The 17,139-nt window shown below is 60.7% G+C and carries 12 protein-coding genes; 6 read left to right on the top strand and 6 right to left on the bottom strand.

Annotation, left to right across the window (positions count from 1 at the left end; all coding sequences use genetic code 11):
* Positions 1 to 25 precede the first annotated feature (25 nt).
* Entirely contained in the window at positions 26 to 1,420 is a 1,395-nt protein-coding gene (locus DG357_RS02930; protein ID WP_088204624.1) for an MFS transporter, read from the top strand.
* A 34-nt stretch (positions 1,421 to 1,454) separates the two neighbouring features.
* Here DG357_RS02930 and DG357_RS02935 read toward each other — a convergent pair whose 3' ends face one another.
* From DG357_RS02935 to DG357_RS02960, 6 genes are all read right to left on the bottom strand, one after another.
* Entirely contained in the window at positions 1,455 to 2,759 is a 1,305-nt protein-coding gene (locus DG357_RS02935; RefSeq protein WP_063154875.1) for an McrC family protein, read from the bottom strand.
* Positions 2,756 to 4,819 carry an McrB family protein gene (locus DG357_RS02940; RefSeq protein ID WP_045259561.1) on the bottom strand — a complete coding sequence of 688 codons (2,064 nt, stop codon included), beginning with the start codon at positions 4,817 to 4,819 and terminating at the stop codon, positions 2,756 to 2,758. Before DG357_RS02940 ends, DG357_RS02935 begins: the two co-directional genes overlap by 4 nt.
* 131 nt (positions 4,820 to 4,950) lie before the next feature.
* On the bottom strand, positions 4,951 to 5,772 hold the full coding sequence (locus tag DG357_RS02945) for an alpha/beta fold hydrolase (RefSeq protein WP_044597222.1): 822 nt from the start codon (positions 5,770 to 5,772) through the stop codon (positions 4,951 to 4,953).
* 30 nt (positions 5,773 to 5,802) lie between these two features.
* Positions 5,803 to 7,422: an MFS transporter gene (locus DG357_RS02950; protein ID WP_088204623.1), complete on the bottom strand. Its 1,620-nt coding sequence runs from the start codon at positions 7,420 to 7,422 to the stop codon at positions 5,803 to 5,805.
* Positions 7,419 to 7,826 (bottom strand): DoxX family protein, encoded by a 408-nt coding sequence (locus DG357_RS02955; protein WP_028015359.1) that lies wholly within the window; start codon positions 7,824 to 7,826, stop codon positions 7,419 to 7,421. Before DG357_RS02955 ends, DG357_RS02950 begins: the two co-directional genes overlap by 4 nt.
* Complete coding sequence (locus DG357_RS02960; protein WP_088204622.1) at positions 7,826 to 9,697, bottom strand: amidohydrolase; 1,872 nt, start codon at positions 9,695 to 9,697, stop codon at positions 7,826 to 7,828. Before DG357_RS02960 ends, DG357_RS02955 begins: the two co-directional genes overlap by 1 nt.
* Before the next feature lie 219 nt (positions 9,698 to 9,916).
* Here DG357_RS02960 and DG357_RS02965 point away from each other — a divergent pair, with 219 nt between their 5' ends.
* The 5 genes from DG357_RS02965 to DG357_RS02985 all read left to right on the top strand — a co-directional run bounded on the left by DG357_RS02965 (position 9,917) and on the right by DG357_RS02985 (position 17,139).
* Positions 9,917 to 10,603, top strand: a complete 687-nt coding sequence (locus tag DG357_RS02965; RefSeq protein ID WP_023331928.1) for a hydrolase — start codon at positions 9,917 to 9,919, stop codon at positions 10,601 to 10,603.
* A gap of 61 nt (positions 10,604 to 10,664) precedes the next feature.
* On the top strand, positions 10,665 to 10,886 hold the full coding sequence (locus DG357_RS02970; RefSeq protein ID WP_028015362.1) for a DUF1427 family protein: 222 nt from the start codon (positions 10,665 to 10,667) through the stop codon (positions 10,884 to 10,886).
* Entirely contained in the window at positions 10,883 to 11,143 is a 261-nt protein-coding gene (locus DG357_RS02975) for a XapX domain-containing protein (RefSeq protein WP_028015363.1), read from the top strand. Before DG357_RS02970 ends, DG357_RS02975 begins: the two co-directional genes overlap by 4 nt.
* Before the next feature lie 23 nt (positions 11,144 to 11,166).
* Positions 11,167 to 11,547: a response regulator transcription factor gene (locus DG357_RS02980; protein WP_048960182.1), complete on the top strand. Its 381-nt coding sequence runs from the start codon at positions 11,167 to 11,169 to the stop codon at positions 11,545 to 11,547.
* 9 nt (positions 11,548 to 11,556) lie between these two features.
* On the top strand, positions 11,557 to 17,139 hold the full coding sequence (locus tag DG357_RS02985) for a trifunctional serine/threonine-protein kinase/ATP-binding protein/sensor histidine kinase (protein WP_088204621.1): 5,583 nt from the start codon (positions 11,557 to 11,559) through the stop codon (positions 17,137 to 17,139).

Here is a 17,139-nt window from a genome sequence, read left to right on the forward strand (position 1 = left end):
GTCGCCGGGCAACCAGGTACGCACTATGACAACGACAATGAAAATACCGTCTCGCGAGTTGTGGTCTTATTTTGGCTATGGTTTAGGTCAGTGTTTTAGCTTTGGTTTAGTGGGTTCGTTTATTAACTATTTTTACACCGACGTGCTGGGGATCTCGGCGCTGGCGGCGAGCACCATCTTCCTGATTGCCCGCGCGTGGGACGCGGTTCACGATCCGCTGTTTGCCAGCATAATGGACACCATTAACAGCCGGTTCGGCAAGTTTCGCCACTTTTTGCTGATCGCGCCGCTGCTGATTACCGGCGTCACGCTGCTGTCGTTTTATAAAATCGAAGCGGACATGACCACCAAAATCCTCTACGCCGGGGTGACGTATATCCTGTGGGGGACGCTGTACGCCATCTCCGATATCCCGTTCTGGTCGATGTCGTCGGTGATGACCAACGACTCCGCCCAGCGCACCTGCGCGGTGACGGCGGCGATGCTCGGGGTGAACGCCGGGATTGCCTGCGCCAATATCTTCTTCCCGAAGCTGGCGGCGTTCTTCGCCCAGTACAGCAACGATAAAGGCTACTTTATGGCGGCGCTGGTGATGATGCTGGTGGGCCTGCCGCTGATGCTTAACGGCTTTATACAGATCAAAGAGCGTGTGCCGCCGAGCCCGGAAAAGGTGACCATCCGCGACACCTTCCACAACCTGCGCCAGAACAAGCCGCTGTTTATCGTCCTGTTGTCGTTCTTTTTTTGCGTGTTCCACAACGTAGCGGGCGGGCTGTATATCTACTTCTTTATCAATAACCTGGGCGACGGCAGCCTGCAGATGGCGATTGGCGTGATGGGCATTGTGGCGGCGGTGCTGTGCCTGGTCGCCCCGATGCTGACGCGCCGGATGCAGAAGCGGAAGCTGTTTATGATCCTCTGCGGGCTGGACGTGGCGGTGCGCGTGGTGATGTGGTTTGTCGGATATCAGCAGGTGACAATGCTGTTTATTCTCCTCGGCCTGAGCACGCTATTCGTGATGATGACCAACATCCTCACCTCGTCGATGATTGCCGACACCATCGAGTACGCGGAGTACCACACTAACAAGCGCTGCGCGGCGATCACCTTCTCCGGGCAGACCTTTACCGGCAAGATGTCGGTAGCGGTGGGCGGCGGGTTAATTGGCGTGTTCCTGACGATGATCGGCTACGTGCCGCAGGCGCAAATCCAGAGCGAAGGCGTGCTGTCGGGGCTGTTCTTTGGGATTTGCCTGCTGCCGGCGATTGGGTCGCTGATCCGCATGGGCTTTATGTCGCGCTTTACCTTTACCGAGGAGAAGCATGCGGAAGTGTGTCGGCTGCTGGCGGAGCGCAGGCGGGGGAGCGAGCAGAATGGCATCGGGGATGAGGCGTTGACCCGCCCGGTATCGGTCAATTAATCGCTTCAGACGCCTGCTTTGCAGGCGTCTGTTTCTAATTCCGCAGCTTCAGGGACTCGGGGAGGTGGAGTATCGAGTTCTGAATACTGGTTCCGATGGTAAAAGGGACGACCCACAAACGTAGCGCATGGCTGTCCGGCTTATGAAGTTCGAAGGGATGGGGAAGCGCATCGCTAAAACCGTCATACTGCGGGTAGATCAGGATCATATCGCCGCGGCTATCGAGATATTTCGTTCCGTAGGCCAGCATCTGGTAAAGATCGCTTTGCGAAATGTTAAAGCCAGGTTTATGAGGCTTAATCTTTTTCCATTTCGTATCGCAAATAATTGAAGAATGTTTCGACGTGTCATACGGGCGAAGCCAGATATCCGGCTTGAGTCTAAACATATACCTGGTGTGATAGCGAGCCAGAGTGTGTGTTTTTGCTTGGGTATCAATTTGGTAACGTTGATGATGATGATGCCTCATCCACGCCGCAACAAAGGATTCAAATACCGCTTCCATTGGAAAGAGCAGCGATATGGCATCAGCATGACCCTGCATACAAAGTGGTGACTCCCCGTGTAGGATCAATTTGGCCCACTCCAGCGCCTGTTCATAGTGATGCATATGCCTGTCGAGGCGAACCAGATCGAACGCGTGAGCGGTATCAACAACGGGAGGAATACCTTCGAAGGCCGACTGCAAGGGGCGAAGCTGCTGGATGAGCTGAGGGTTGCGGGTCAGGCGCGAAACCGTATCGATGGCCGTTTTGAGAATGCGGTTCTCCGGTCGGTCAACACTGTACTCGTCATACTCCACCTGAAAGCGATCCCGGCGAACGCTATTTGTCGACAGTTGTGCTGAAACCCGCAGTTTTCCCTTCATCCACGGTAGATTCTCCTGCTGGCGAAGGTAGTCACGCTTAAGACCCTGCTGCAGGACCGCCTGGACGCTCTGGATAAATTGATGAATAAAGATATCCATCAGCGGCATGCGCGAGGTTTTGATACTGGCGGAGGTTGTGGCGATGTGCCGGAAGGTTTTCAGCGTGCGCAGCATCATCATCAGCTGTTCGCGGGCGTTATCATGGCCGGTCTTTGGCAACACCTCGATGAACGCTCCTCCCGGCAGCGCAATGACGCCGACATAGTTTTTCACCTGCAGCACCTTCACGCGCCCGACCGTTTTCAGCGTTAGCAGGCGCGCGTCGTATTCCGCATCGTCGTTCAGGCAGCATTGCTCCAGCCACGCAAAACAGGCCGGAGGAAGCTCCACTGCGTCCTTAACCCGGCCGCTGTCCTCTTTACTGACCAGATAACCGTATTCAAAGGTGGACCACTGCCGCCGCCCGGTCATTCGTCGTTCTCCGCGCCTCGCGCACCTGCATCGTAAATCTGACGCCAGGCGATGGCATTATTCCAGACAGGATCGTCTTCGCCTGCAAGGTGATAGCGCTCTCCCTCTTCCTGCAGATCGTCCGATGCATCCGTTCCAAACAGCCGCTGAATATTTCCCTCGTTTTTGATCGAACGGATGAAGCACAGGGCGGGATCCTGCTTCTGGTTATCTCCAAGGACCAGACGAATTTTCTGCCAGTCGTTGTAAAAGTACTCCTCCAGCAGCGGCAGTACTTTATTTTTCATCACCCGCTGCAGACGGGCGAAAGCAATGTCATCGTCCTCCGTCTCAATTACCGGTATGAAAAAAGCGTGCCCGAGCGTGTGCTCGCTATCGTACAGCGCCTCAATGCGTTCATTGAGCATCTGCAGTAGCCGTTTGAGATCGATACCTTTGATGACGTGGCCTTCCAGAATGGAGGCTTTCGGCAGCATGGCCTTAAACTCGAAGCGGCGGCGCAGGGCGGTGTCCAGAGCGGTCAGGGAACGGTCCGCGGTATTCATGGTGCCGACCAGGAACAGGTTGTTTGGCACGCTGAATTTTTCGCCCGAATAGGGTAGCGTCACGCTCAGGGCCTCGGGTTCACCCATGCGCTTGGATTTCTCAATTAAGGTGATGAGCTCTCCGAAAATTTTGGAGATATTGCCACGGTTAATCTCGTCAACAATCAGCACGTAGTTCTGGCGTTTTGCCGGTGCATTTTTTTTCGGTGTGACGGGAAGATTATAATTATCATGAAGATAGTTGAGGATACCCCGGACATACGACTCGTTGTGGATATCAATCCCGTTGTTCTGATACCAGGCTTTGATGTCTTTCACGTAGGCGTTGTATCCATTCCCCAGATCCCCTTTTTTGCTGTTTAAAGGGAAGATGCCGAAGTTCGTTTCACTTTTATAGGTGACGCCGAACGGTTTACCTGATGTCGTTTTGAGCGTGGCGGCTTCGCCATTAAGCAGTTCTTTTTGAAACTTTGATAGCGCCTCGTTCAGCGCCAGCTGTTCACCTGCGTAACCAAACGCCGCATCCTCACAGATTTGCTTAAAGACGCCGGATTTAATGTCATAGCGAACGTTACCGTCACGGGTGGTATCGGCGCGTAGCCCTTCAATAAACTCTTCATAACCAAAGCTTTGGTGGAAAGTGACAAAGCGGATGCGCTGTTCGGAGACCAGCCGGTCATAAAGCGCTTTAAGTGCGTTCCGGTAATCACTGCCCTGAAGGCCATCCAGCAGGCGGGAATACTCAGCGGGTTCACAGGCGCGGACGGCATGCTCAACGGTGGAATAGGTTTTACCTGTCCCCGGAGGGCCATAGAGAATGACGTTCAGTGGAACATCCGCCACGCTCTCATCCGTATCCTGATCGTCGTCTTCGGCCCAGGACTCGCTACCTACCAGGCCGATATCACTTTTATCTTTGATGAAATGCGTGTAGAGATGCCACAGCGACATATTGAGTTCGACAGGGTCTACATGGCCGCCCAGCTCGCGGTTCAGAGCCGCCTTCAGCTCCAGGTTTTTTTCAAACCACGTCCCTTTCCCGGCGAGCCCAAGCCCGAAGCGGTTATTACAGTAGTTATAAATGCGGGAAAACATTTTGGTATTTACCACGTTCGAAACCCGCTCAGGGTACAGCGTGGCAAAAGCCCGGTGACACAACGCCCAGTACTGTTTCTTGAGAATGGATTTGGCCTTAAGCGCCTGTAGCTTGTTGACCACCTTTTCATAAACGGCCGGGGTGCAGCCCTGTGCCATCAGGGTTGTGATTTCCCGCAGGTGAATCTGGGCCGCATTGTATTCGTTCTGCGACATTCCACCCTGTTTAATGCTGGCGACGCCGTTGGAGCGTTCATACCAAAGTGCCTTGATAAGGCTTTGATCACGAAACTCGGGCCGCTCTGTCGCTACGCGTTTGACCATCTGGTGATAGGCTGGCCCCCATTTAGGGCTGTATCGGCTGTTGTTATTGATATGCTCATTAAAGAAGGGGGCTAACGCGGTGCGATCCTGAACCATCACAAACTCCGGAAGTCGGGTAAAGGCGGTAAAGGTCAGTATTTTATAGGATTAATCTGAATAGTGTCACTGCTTGTTCAGGTGGGTTGAGGTGATAAGGGGGCTGTCGCCATTGGCGTCAGCCCTCAGACTTACAGCGACTTCACAAACGCCAGCAGATCTTCGTTGAGCTGATCCTGGTGGGTCAGCGCGAAGCCGTGCGGCGCGTTGTCGTACACCTTCAGCGTGGCGTTTTTGATCATCTCCGCCGCCAGCTTGCCGGTGCTTTCAAACGGCACGATCTGGTCGTTGCTGCCGTGGATCACCAGCGTCGGTACGTCGATTTTCGCCATATCCGGGCGGAAGTCGGTTTCGCCGAAGGCGGTCACGCAGTCGATGGTGCCCTTCAGGGATGCCAGCAGGGCGATGTTCAGCGTCTGGGTCAGGGCACCGGCAGAGACGGTCTGCCCGGCGTTGGTGCCGTAGAACGGCGTCGCGAAGTCGCTGATGAACTGGGCGCGATCTTTACGCAGTCCGTCGCGAATACCGTCGAACACGCTCTGATCCACACCCTGCGGGAAGGAGTCGGATTTACCGAAGATTGGCGTGACCGCGCCCAGCAGCGCCAGACCGGCCACGCGCGCGCTGCCGTAGTTGTTGATGTAGCGGGTCACGTCGCCGCCGCCCATGGAGAAGCCCACCAGCGTCACGTCCTGAAGGTCCAGGGTAGTAATCAGGTCGTTGATATCGGACGCAAAGGTATCGTAGTCGTAGCCGTTCCACGGCTGATCCGAGCGGCCAAAGCCGCGACGGTCAAAGGCGATGGCGCGGAAGCCGCGCTCCGCCAGGTAGTTCAGCTGGCTGTCCCACATGTCGCCGTCCAGCGGCCAGCCGTGGCTGAAGAGAACCGGTTTGCCCGCGCCGCAGTCTTTGTAGTAAATCTGCGTGCCGTCTTTTGCCTTAAACGTTGCCATAGTGTGTTCCTGTACAGGTGATGGTTATGGTTATACCGGCGCGACCAGATAGCGAATTGCCGGTGATGTTGTGCCCTGATGAAAAGCCAGAACGCGGCTCTGCAGCAGGAGGTCATTCATGGTATGGCGCTCCTGCTGGCGCAGATGCTCAATCCAGGAGCCCATCAGGAAGGTCTCGATAAACAGACCGGGGCGCTCAATATCCTCGTACACCGCCCAGCTCATCGCCCCGGCGCGGCGGCGCACCCGGCGCAGCTCGTGTACCGCCTCCAGGAAGGCTTTCGCGTTCTGCGGGTCGATGATGTACTCGTGCGACACCAGCACCGGGCCGCGCTCGTTCGGCAGCTCAATCTCCACGCCGTCCAGCGGCTGGCCGCTCAGGTCGAGGTTTAAATCAGGATCTTTCTCCAGCTTCCAGCGGAACACCGTTGCGCTTGCCAGCACCATCCCCAGCGTGGCGACAACCAGCGAGGTCGGGGTGCCAAACTGCGAGGCGATCTGCCCCCAGATGGCGCTGCCCGTGGTCATCGAGCCGAAGAACACCGTCAGATAAACCGCCAGCGCCCGGGCCTTCACCCAGCGGGCGGCGCTGCGCTGTGCGCCGAGGTTGAGGGTGGAGAGCACCGCAATCCACGCGAAGCCGGTGAAGAACTCAAACAGATTGAGCAGCCAGACGTGGCGCACGAACGCCAGCGCCAGCATGGTGAGGGCAAAAACCAGGCTCGCGGCCACCATCAGCCGATCGGCGTTCAGCCGCTGGCGCAGGCGCGGCAGCAGGATCGCCCCGGCAATGGCGCCCAGGCCGATGCACGCCAGCATCACGCCGTAGCCCGCCGGGCCTAAGCCCAGCTCGCGGCGCGCCACCAGCGGCAGCAGCGCCCAGCCCGCGCTGCCGAAAACGAAGAACGCCACGGTGCGCACCAGCACGTTGCGCAGCACCGGCGCGGCGTGCACGTAGCGAATGCCGGAGCGCACCGCAGAGAAGAAGTGTTCCGGCGGCAGGCGCTGCACGGACGGCGCCGGACGCCAGCGCCACAGCACCCACGCCACGCCGACCACGGACAGCGCGTTCAGGGCAAACACCATCCACGGCCCGGCGAGCGAAAGCAGAAAACCGCCCAGCGCGGGGCCAATCGCCCGGCTGATGTTCACCCCGAGCGAGTTCAGCGCCACGGCGGCACCCAGCTCCGGCTTGCTCACCAGATCGGGCACCACGGCCTGGAACGGCGGCGAGCTCATCGCCGCGCCCACGCTCAGCAGGAACGTCGCCACCAGCAGAACGGTAGGGGTGACGTGTCCGGTGAAGGAGAGCACCGTCAGCCCGGCGGCGGCGATGAACACCCACAGCTGGGAGAAGAGCAGGTATTTACGCCGGTCAACGATGTCCGCCATCACCCCGGACGGCAGGGAGAAGAGGAACATCGGCAGGCTGCTCGCCGCCTGCACCAGCGCGATATCCAGCGGATCGGCGCTGAGCGTCAGCATGCTCCAGTTGATGCCGACGTCGCTCATCCATGAGCCGACGTTAGAGACCACCGTGGCGATCCACAGCATGCGGAACACCGGCTGGCTCAGCGGCTGCCACGGCGAAGCCGCCCGCGCGGGCGTCGTCTCAACGTGTGCGTCGCGAACGTCGTTAACCTGGGTCATGCGAACCTCTCCGTCGCCTTACGCTGCAGCCGCCACTGGCCCGGCCCGGTGAGGGCGAGAGTGGTGAAGATAATCAGCAGCAGCCAGCCAAACTGCCCTTCGGCAATCGACCAGTCCGGGTGTACCGCCAGCATCGCCACCAGCAGCACGGCGATAATCGGCAGGCACGCCAGGCGGGTGTAGACGCCCGCAATGATCAACAGCGGGCAGATCACCTCGGCGACGATCGCCGGGATCAGGCTCGCGTAAGGCCCGAAGCCGAACGGATCTTCAATGCGCGTCAGCTCTTCGCTGAAGTGGAGCACCTTCGGCAGGCCGTGCACGTAGAGCAGCAGCAGGCTGCCGGTGAGGCGCAGGAAGAACAGCCCCAGGTCGACCCGGGGCGGCATAGTAGTGTTTTTCATCAGAATGCAAAGCAGCTGCAGCCCAGCGCCCCCCAGAAAGCGTTATCGTCGGACACCGGCATCTCTGACGTGCGGGCGAAATCATGCTGGTGGCTGTGAACCCCGCACGGGCCGCTGCAGTGGTGAGCCACACTCAAGCCGACGCGCGTAGCCTGCGGCGGCGCGCTGCGGTAGTGGCCCGGTACCTTCACCACCGGAGACCACTCGGGCAGAACCGGAATGGCCGGTGGCGCGAGCGGGCCGAAGGTGCCTGCGGCGTAGACGATGTCGCCGTTGACCACCGTCAGGACGGACTCGATGCCCTTGATCTCCTCTTCCGGCACGCGGAAGTAGTCTTTGCTGAGCACCGCCAGGTCGGCGAGCTGGCCGACCTTGATCTGCCCCTTCTGGTTCTGCTCGCTGGAGAACCACGCGCTGCCCTGGGTCCAGAGCATCAGGGCTGTGTCGCGGTCCAGACGGGCGCTATGATCGTACATCTGCATCCCGCCTACGGTGCGGCCGGAGACCAGCCAGTAGAGCGCGGTCCACGGGTTATAGCTCGCCACGCGGGTGGCGTCGGTACCTAAGCCCACCGGCACGCCGGTCTCGAGCATTTTTGCCACCGGCGGCGTGTGGCGGGTAGCTTCGATGCCATAGCGCTCGGCAAAGTACTCCCCCTGGAAGGCCATGCGGTGCTGGACGGCAATGCCGCCGCCCAGCGCTTTGATGCGGTCTATGTTGGCCTGGGTAACGGTTTCCGCATGGTCGAAGAACCAGTGCAGGCCGTTGAACGGAATGTCGCGGTTAACTTTTTCGAACACGTCCAGCATGCGGCTGATGGATTCGTTGTAGGTGGCGTGCAGGCGGAACGGCCAGCGGTGCTCCACCAGATGGCGCACCACGCGCTCCAGCTCGTCCTCCATGCCCGGCGCGAGGTCCGGACGCGGCTCGAGGAAGTCTTCAAAATCGGCGGCGGAGAAGACCAGCATCTCGCCCGCGCCGTTGTGGCGGAAGAAGTCGCTGCCCTGGCCCGGCGTGAGCATGTCGGTCCATTTTTCAAAGTCTTCCAGCTCGTGGCCCGGACGCTGGGTAAACAGGTTATAGGCGATGCGGATGGTCATCTGCTTTTTCTCGTGCAGCTCGGCAATCACCTCGTAATCTTCCGGGTAGTTCTGGAAGCCGCCGCCCGCGTCGATGGCGCTGGTCAGCCCCAGACGGTTCAGCTCGCGCATAAACTGGCGCGTGGAGTTGACCTGCTGCTCCAGCGGCAGCTTCGGCCCTTTCGCCAGCGTGGCATAGAGGATCATGGCGTTCGGACGGGCAATCAGCATCCCGGTCGGGTTGCCGTTGGCGTCGCGCTGGATCTCGCCGCCCGGCGGGTTCGGCGTCTCTTTGGTGTAGCCGACCACCTTCAGCGCGGCGCGGTTGAGCAGGGCGCGGTCGTACAGGTGCAGAATGAAGACCGGGGTGTCCGGCGCGGCGTCGTTAATCTCATCCAGCGTCGGCATGCGGCGCTCGGCAAACTGGAACTCGCTCCAGCCGCCCACCACGCGCACCCACTGGGGCGACGGCGTGCGCAGGGCCTGCTCTTTCAGCATCCGCAGGGCATCAGCCAGCGACGGCACGCCTTCCCAGCGCAGCTCGAGGTTGTAGTTCAGCCCGCCGCGGATCAGGTGCAGGTGCGAGTCGTTCAGGCCGGGGATCGCGGTGTGGCCTTTCAAATCCACCACCTTAGTGCCGTCGCAGTGGTGCTGCATCACCTCGGCGACGGTACCCACTTCCAGAAATTTTCCGTCGCGCACGGCAACGGCTTCCGCGACAGGGTTCTCGCGATCGACGGTGTGAAACTGGCCGTTAACCAGAATGAGATCGGCTTTACCGAGGGTAACCATAACTGCTCCTGACTGAGAGGGGGAATGGTCAGGATTATGGGAACCGGTTTCGGCAAAGATCCAGTTATACAATAGGATAGGTATACCAAAGTATAACTATACCTAAGGTTAACTATACGAAGAGATAATTACGCGCGGCGACGGAAATCCGCAGGATGAGGGTGACTTTATCGTCGCGGCGCTCGCGGCGATTTCTACCCTTAACCACTGGAAAATGCTATGACCTCTTCAAAGCTCGAAGTGTTAACCCCTGCGAACTGTCAGATCATCTTTATCGATCACCAGCCACAGATGGCGTTTGGCGTGCAGTCTATTGACCGCCAGGTGCTGAAAAACAACACCGTGGCGCTGGCGAAAGCGGCCAAAGTGTTCAACATCCCGACCATCATCACCACCGTTGAGACAGAAAGCTTCTCCGGCAATACCTATCCGGAGCTGTTGGACGTCTTCCCGGGCCAGGACATTCTGGAGCGTACCTCCATGAACTCCTGGGACGACCAGAAGGTGCGCGACGCGCTGAAGGCTAACGGCAAGAAGAAGGTGGTGGTTGCCGGCCTGTGGACCGAAGTGTGCAACAACAGCTTTGCCCTGTGCGCGATGCTGGAAGGCGACTACGAAATTTATATGGTGGCGGACGCGTCCGGCGGCACCTCCAAAGAAGCCCACGACTTCGCGATGCAGCGCATGATCCAGGCAGGCGTGATCCCGGTGACCTGGCAGCAGGTGATGCTGGAGTGGCAGCGCGACTGGGCGCGTAAAGAGACCTACACCGCGGTGATGGATATCGTGCGCGAACACTCCGGCGCGTACGGCATGGGCGTGGATTACGCCTACACCATGGTGCACAAAGCACCGTCTCGCCAGAAGAGCGAGCACCGCACCTTAGCGCCGGTCCCGGCTCGCTAAGTTCCGCTGGCGGGCTGGTCCCTCATCCGGCTCGCCGCTGCCTCTTTCTCTGGAGTTCACAATGAGTACTGGGCTGATATCCCTTGCCGCAGGCGTGTTGATTGGCCTGATGTATGCCGTGCTGAAGGTGCGCTCCCCCGCGCCGCCCGCGCTGGCGCTGATTGGCTTGCTGGGGATGCTGGCGGGTGAACAGGCGACGCGCCATCTGTTATCCCGCGACGGCGCGCCGCCTCCTCAGGTAACGGTTCCGCAGGTGAAATCGCAGACGGGAGCGACGTCATGAGAGCATGGATAATTTCGCTGGTGTGCGGCGTGGTTGCTGGGGTAATTTACGCCCTGCTCGACGTTCATTCCCCGGCACCGCCGGTTGTCGCCCTGCTTGGCCTGTTTGGCATGCTGGTGGGTGAACAGCTCATCCCGGTGGGACGGCGTTTACTGAGTCGCGAACCGTTTACCCTCGCCTGGTTTCGTCACGAATGCGTGCCGAAAATCAGCGGCACGGCGCCCCCCGCGCCCGCGAAGGACGATCGCGACGTTTAATGATTTTTTTGAGGAAAGACAGCATGACGCTGCCGTGGCGCATTGCCATCATTGATGACGAACGTTCCGTCCGCAGCGGGCTGAGTAATCTCCTGGAGTCGGAAGGGTATGCCGCCGATACGTTTGATTCGGCAGAGGTGTTTCTGAGCCATCCGCTCGCCCTGTCCGGCGCGGCGCTGGTGATCGCCGATATCAAGCTGCGGGGCATGAGCGGCCTGGAGCTGTTTGAAAAGCTGCGGCTGCTGGCCGTCCCCCCGCCGCCCGTGATCTTTATCTCCGGTCATGCTGATGAAAATATGCAGCGGTACGCTCTTAGCCTGGGCGCCGCTGCATTTTTGCGTAAACCCATTAACATCGATATTCTGCTGGATCATATACAGCGGGAGCTGGCCCGCCGACGATAAGGATCGCGGATGAACGAACACGAGCAGCCTGCATTCTGGCCCGCCCAGGGGAATCTTCACCAGGGGCGGGTTTTTGTCCTTAAAGAGGATGTGATTTTTACCGTGCTGGCGCAGGAGGGCGGTATCGCCTGGATGCACGCGCGCCATCCCCATTCAGGCGGCTCGTTCATCATTGCCACCGCGGTGAGCGACGAAGAGGAAGAGCGGGCCACGCGGCTGCTAAAAAACGAATTTGCGCTGCGTGACGTGCTGCAGGACAGCTGGGCCATCCGCGCTGTTGCCTCCACCCAGTACCGGGGACGATTCGCGCTGGTGTATGCGCCGTTTGCGTTTGAGCTGCTGGCGCGACGCGCGGGCAGGGCGATCTCGGGGATCTCGCGCTTTATTGAGATGGCGATCCAGATCTGCGTTCCCCTGCGCCAGATGCACCTGCAAAACCTGATCCACGGCGATATCAAGCCCGGCGCGATTTTTGTTCATCACGATGCCACCTGCCGTCTGGGCAGCTTTGGCCTCTCCTGTAGCCTCTCCGGTGCCTTCTCCCAGACCCGGCTTGCCGTTTCAGGCGGTACGCCCGCGTATATGTCGCCGGAGCACACCACCCGCACCCGGCGTCCCGTTGACGGCCGCAGCGATCTCTACAGCCTCGGCATGGTGCTGTATGAACTCCTGACCGGACGCCTGCCGTTTGAGTTGGGGGAGGACGATCAAACCAACTGGGCGCACTACCATATTGCCTCGGAGCCGCTGGCCCCGGACGTGATTCGCCCGGACGTGCCGGGGATGCTGTCGACCATCATCCTCAAGCTGCTGGAAAAGCACCCCGATAACCGCTACCAGACGGTCGACGGGCTGATTGCCGACCTCCGCCGCTGCCAGGCGACGCTGACCTGCGAGGGTGAGATTGTCGCCTTTACGCCCGGCCAGCAGGACCGCACTCCCGCGATCCATCTGGCGGACTCCCTGTTCGCGACGCATCCGCAGGCGAATGACGTCATTGCCGCGTTTGAGCGGGTGGGGCAGAACCTGGTGCCGGAGCTGGTGACAATCGGCGGGCCGTCGGGGATTGGCAAATCGTCCATCATCGCGACGGCGCTCAAAACGCTGCAGCAGCGTCAGGTTTTGCTGGCGGTGGGGAAAGTCGATCAGTTCTCGCCGTCTTTACCCTACGGCGTATTAAGCTCCGCGTTCCGCACCCTGACGCTGCACCTGCTGGGGCTGCCCGCGGAAGATGTGGCGAAGTGGAAAATCCGCCTGTCGCGCGCCCTGGAGGGGTACGAAGCGCTGGCCGTCAGCCTGGTGCCCGAGCTGGGGCTGCTCCTTGAGAGCAAGCTGCGCTACTCGGCGGATACGTTTTCCATTGATGCCCGGGCGCGCTTCAGCCATATGGTGCTGGCGCTGGTTAAAACCTTTGCTTCTCAGGGCTGCCCGCTGGTGCTGGTGCTCGACGATCTCCAGTGGAGCGACGCGGCCAGCCTGCATACGCTGAAACATCTGCTGGTGACCTGCGGCGCTATCCCGCTGCTGCTGGTGGTCGCCCACCGCGATATCGGTTCGTTGTCTGAACCGACGCTGCAACAGCAGCTGGCGAGCCTGCCGGAAGCGGCGCAAAACGCGACTGAAATTGTCCCGCAGGCGCTGTCCGTGAAGGCGGTGGCGCGCTGGCTGGCGACGATATTTCGTGCCCGCAGCGCGGCGACGACCGACCTCGCCACGCTGATCCACGAGAAAACCGGGGGTAACCCGCTCTTTGTGCACGAGTTTTTCCGCCGCATCGTGGATGACGGGCTGGTGGTGCACAACAAATATCAGGATAAGTGGCACTACGATCTGCAGGCGATCCGCGCCCGGCACTACACCGAAAATGTCGTTACCCTGGTGCTGGAGCAGCTCGAAGAGCTGCCCGACGAGACGCGCCGCCTGCTGGGCAGCCTCGCCTGCCTCGGCGGCACGGGCGAGATGGAGATGATCTGCCGGGTGGTCAGCATGTCGATGGCGGAAATGCGCTATGCGCTGCATCCGGCGGTGATGGCCCAGCTCATTGTGCTGACGGAAAAAGAGTACGCCTTCACCCACGACCGGGTGCAGGAGGCGGCCTTTGCGATGCTGGATCAGCATGAGAAAAGCCATCTTCACCTGACCACCGCCAGCCTGCTGGCCGACGCCGCGCGTCAGGCCGCGGGGAACGAACTGCTGTTCCGCGCCGTTCACCACGTCACGGCCGCGCTGGACTGCATCCAGCCCGTGCCGCAGCGCCAGATGTTCCGCGAGCTGAGCCTGCTGGCCGCACGACGGGCAAAGCGTTCGGGGGATTATCCATCGGCGCTCAGCTATATCCAGACCGCCAGAGCGCTGGGCAACGCCGGGACGGTGTCAGACTTTATGCTTGATATCGAAGAGGCGGGCTGCGAGTTTGCTCTGGGGCACCTGGAGCGCACCCGCGAGCTGTGTGACGCCATCCTCGGCTGCCCCGGCGGGCTGACCGAAAAGGCGCTGGCGGCCAACCTGCTGGTGGAAGTGTACATTCGCCAGTCGGACAGCCGTCTGGCGCTGGAGGCGGCGCTCTGCTGGCTGGGGATTTTTGGTATTCAGATTGGCCGCCACCCGGAAGATGCCGACTGCGACGAGGCCTGGGAACACTTCTGCAACCGCACGGCCGACGCGCCGCAAAGCCTTTTTGCCCAGCTGTCGCGGATGGATAACCCGGAAACCGAAGCGGTGATGAACCTGCTCTACAGCGCCAGCATTTGCGCCAGCTTCATCTGCCCGCGCCTGCATTTTTTGCTGCTCTGCCGCATGATGCACCTCACCCTCGACCACGGCATCACTGGCGCCTCCACCACGGCGATGGCCTGGTTTGGCGTGCTGATTGGCCAGCGCTACGCCGAGTACCGCCTCGGGTTCCAGTACGGCACCCTGGCCCGCGAGCTGGTGAACCGCCACGGCTACGACGCGTTCGAAGCCAAAACCCTGCTGCCCCTCGACCAGCTCAGCGTCTGGACCCAGCCGCTGTCATTCACCATTGAGTGCGCAACAGCCTGCTTCACCGCCGCCGTTACCCACGGCGATATGACGGTGGCCTGCTTTGCGGCCTGCCATCAGGTCATTAACTTCCTCTCTCGGGGCGATCACCTGGACGGAGTGTTGACCAGCATCGATCGCGGCCTGGCGTTTGTACGTAAAACCCACTTCCAGGACGTGGAGACCATATTGATGCTCCAGCGCACCTTCGTGGAGTTTTTGCGCACGCCGACGATCGGCACCTGGACCGCGTCGCAGGCGCTGCCCGAGGCGCTGCTTCCCGCGTCGCCGGAGCAGGCCCCGGAGCAGACCTCCACTATGCTGTTCTGGTACTGGCTCTACCGCGGCATGGCGCACTTTACCTGCGGCGAGTATACCGACGCGCAGGCGGATCTTGAGATGGCGGGCTGGTACGCGTGGTCTGCGCCGGGCCATATCCATCTGCTGGATTACCATCTCTACAGCGCGCTGGCGCTCTCACGTCAGCTGACGCCGGAGACGTTTTCGGCAAATCACCGCCGCAGCATTCACGCTCACTACGACAAAATCGCCCTCTGGGCGCGCATTAATCCCGGCACGTTCGCGGATAAAGAGGCGCTGATCTACGCCGAAATTGTCCGTCTGGACGGGATGAACAGCATTGCGCTTGAGCAGTATGAGAAGGCGGTCCGGCTCTCCCGCGAGGGTGGCTTTAACCCGATTAACGCCCTGGCCCACGAGCTGGCGGGCCGCTTTGCGCTGGCCTGCGGCTACCCGACCGCATCAGACGCGCACTTCCGCGGCTCGATTGCCGCCTGGGGCCGCGCGGGCGCGCAGGCCAAGGTGCGCCAGCTGGAGCAGGATTTCCCGCACCTGCTGGCCTCCGGGCAGGCCAGCGCCTACGACACGGTGGCGTTTGCCCAGAACGAGACGATCCGCGATCTGCAGAGCGTGATCAAGGCTTCCCGCGCGCTGTCGGAAGAGATCAATCTTGAGCGCCTGATTGAAAACCTGATGACCATCCTGCTCGAACGCGCCGGGGCGCAGCGCGGCTTGCTGCTTCGCGTGAACGATAACCTGATCCCGGAGATCGAGGCCAGCGCCTGGACCAGCACCGACGGCGTGCGGGTGCGGATCCTGAAAGACGTGCCGATGGCGACCGACATGCCGCTGTCGGTGCTGGCTGCGGTGATCCGCACCGGGCAGGAGATCCGCACCGGCAAGCCGGAGGAGTTTCATCCTTTCAGCCAGGACCCTTATCTGGTGACCTCGGGGGCGGCGGTGATGTGCGTCCCGATGTTCAAACAGGCGCGGCTGGTGGGCGTGCTCTACCTGGAAAACCGCCTGATGCCGGAGGTCTTCACCGCCGAGCACTCGCGCGTGGTCAGCCTGCTGGGCGCGCAGGCAGCGGTATCCCTGGAGACGGCGCGGCTCTACGCCGAGCTGCTGGCGGAGAACATTCAGCGCCGCCGGGTGGAAAAAGAGCTGCGCGCCAGCCAGACCTCGCTGATGCTGGGCGAGCAGATCAGCCACACCGGCAGCTGGCGCTGGGAGCTGGAGCAGGATCTGATGTTTGTCTCGGAAGAGTACGCCCGCATTCTCGGCCTGCCCGACCAGCAAAAGATGATCTCCATGGCGGAGTTTTTAACCTTCGTCCACGAGGACGATTACGCCCGCATCAGCGCCATCGTCACCCAGAGCGTGCGCGACGGGCTCTCCATGCGTGCGGAGTTTCGTATAAAGCGCACCGACGGCTCAACGCGCTACATCCTCGGGATTGGCGATCCGGTGGGGGTGGGCAGCGAGGTGAACGAGTACTACGGCATTATTACGGATATCACCAGCCAGCGCGCCGCGGAGGATGCCATGCGGGTGGCGCAGGCGGATCTGGCGAGGGTGTCCCGCGCCACCACCGTCGGGCAGCTGACCTCCTCCATCGCTCACGAGATCAACCAGCCGCTGATGTCGATCGTCTCGAATGCCGGGGCGAGCCTGCGCTGGCTCAGCCGCGAGCCCGCCCGCCTGGATAAAGTGCGCGAAGGGCTGGAGGAGATCGCCGCGGAAGGCGCGCGTGCGGGGGAGATCATTCGCAGCATCCAGTCCCTGACGCGCAAGCAGGATCCCACCTTCTCGCGCATTGATATGCACTACCTGATCCACCATATCATCACGCTTTCGCGCAGCGAGCTGGAGCAGAGACACATTAGCGTTGATTATCTGTTGAACGCCAGCGACAGCTTTATCACCGGGGACAGCGTGCAGATCCAGCAGGTGCTGCTGAATCTGGTGATGAATGCGGTAGAAGCGATGGCCGAGGTGAGGGATCGCGCCAGCACCATCATCCTCAGCACCGCCAACGCGGAAGGGAAAGTGCTCGTTGAGATCGCCGATACCGGGAGCGGCATTGAGCCCGAACGGCTGGAGCAGATTTTTGACTCGTTCTACTCCACCAAGCCGCAGGGGATGGGGATGGGGCTGACCATCAGCGCCAGCATCATCGAGCGCCACTGCGGAAAGCTGAGCGCGCGCCGCCGGGAGCCGCACGGCACGGTGTTTACCTTCGCGCTGCCGCTGGCCGCGCAGGAAGGGTAA

Source organism: Enterobacter bugandensis, from assembly GCF_900324475.1.
GTDB classification, from domain to species: Bacteria; Pseudomonadota; Gammaproteobacteria; order Enterobacterales; family Enterobacteriaceae; genus Enterobacter; species Enterobacter bugandensis.

Coding starts and splice junctions, on each gene's coding strand:
- DG357_RS02930 (WP_088204624.1), top strand. CDS start 26: ATGACAACGACAATGAAAATACCGTCTCGCGAGTTGTGGTCTTATTTT.
- DG357_RS02935 (WP_063154875.1), bottom strand. CDS start 2,759: ATGACCGGGCGGCGGCAGTGGTCCACCTTTGAATACGGTTATCTGGTC.
- DG357_RS02940 (WP_045259561.1), bottom strand. CDS start 4,819: ATGGTTCAGGATCGCACCGCGTTAGCCCCCTTCTTTAATGAGCATATC.
- DG357_RS02945 (WP_044597222.1), bottom strand. CDS start 5,772: ATGGCAACGTTTAAGGCAAAAGACGGCACGCAGATTTACTACAAAGAC.
- DG357_RS02950 (WP_088204623.1), bottom strand. CDS start 7,422: ATGACCCAGGTTAACGACGTTCGCGACGCACACGTTGAGACGACGCCC.
- DG357_RS02955 (WP_028015359.1), bottom strand. CDS start 7,826: ATGAAAAACACTACTATGCCGCCCCGGGTCGACCTGGGGCTGTTCTTC.
- DG357_RS02960 (WP_088204622.1), bottom strand. CDS start 9,697: ATGGTTACCCTCGGTAAAGCCGATCTCATTCTGGTTAACGGCCAGTTT.
- DG357_RS02965 (WP_023331928.1), top strand. CDS start 9,917: ATGACCTCTTCAAAGCTCGAAGTGTTAACCCCTGCGAACTGTCAGATC.
- DG357_RS02970 (WP_028015362.1), top strand. CDS start 10,665: ATGAGTACTGGGCTGATATCCCTTGCCGCAGGCGTGTTGATTGGCCTG.
- DG357_RS02975 (WP_028015363.1), top strand. CDS start 10,883: ATGAGAGCATGGATAATTTCGCTGGTGTGCGGCGTGGTTGCTGGGGTA.
- DG357_RS02980 (WP_048960182.1), top strand. CDS start 11,167: ATGACGCTGCCGTGGCGCATTGCCATCATTGATGACGAACGTTCCGTC.
- DG357_RS02985 (WP_088204621.1), top strand. CDS start 11,557: ATGAACGAACACGAGCAGCCTGCATTCTGGCCCGCCCAGGGGAATCTT.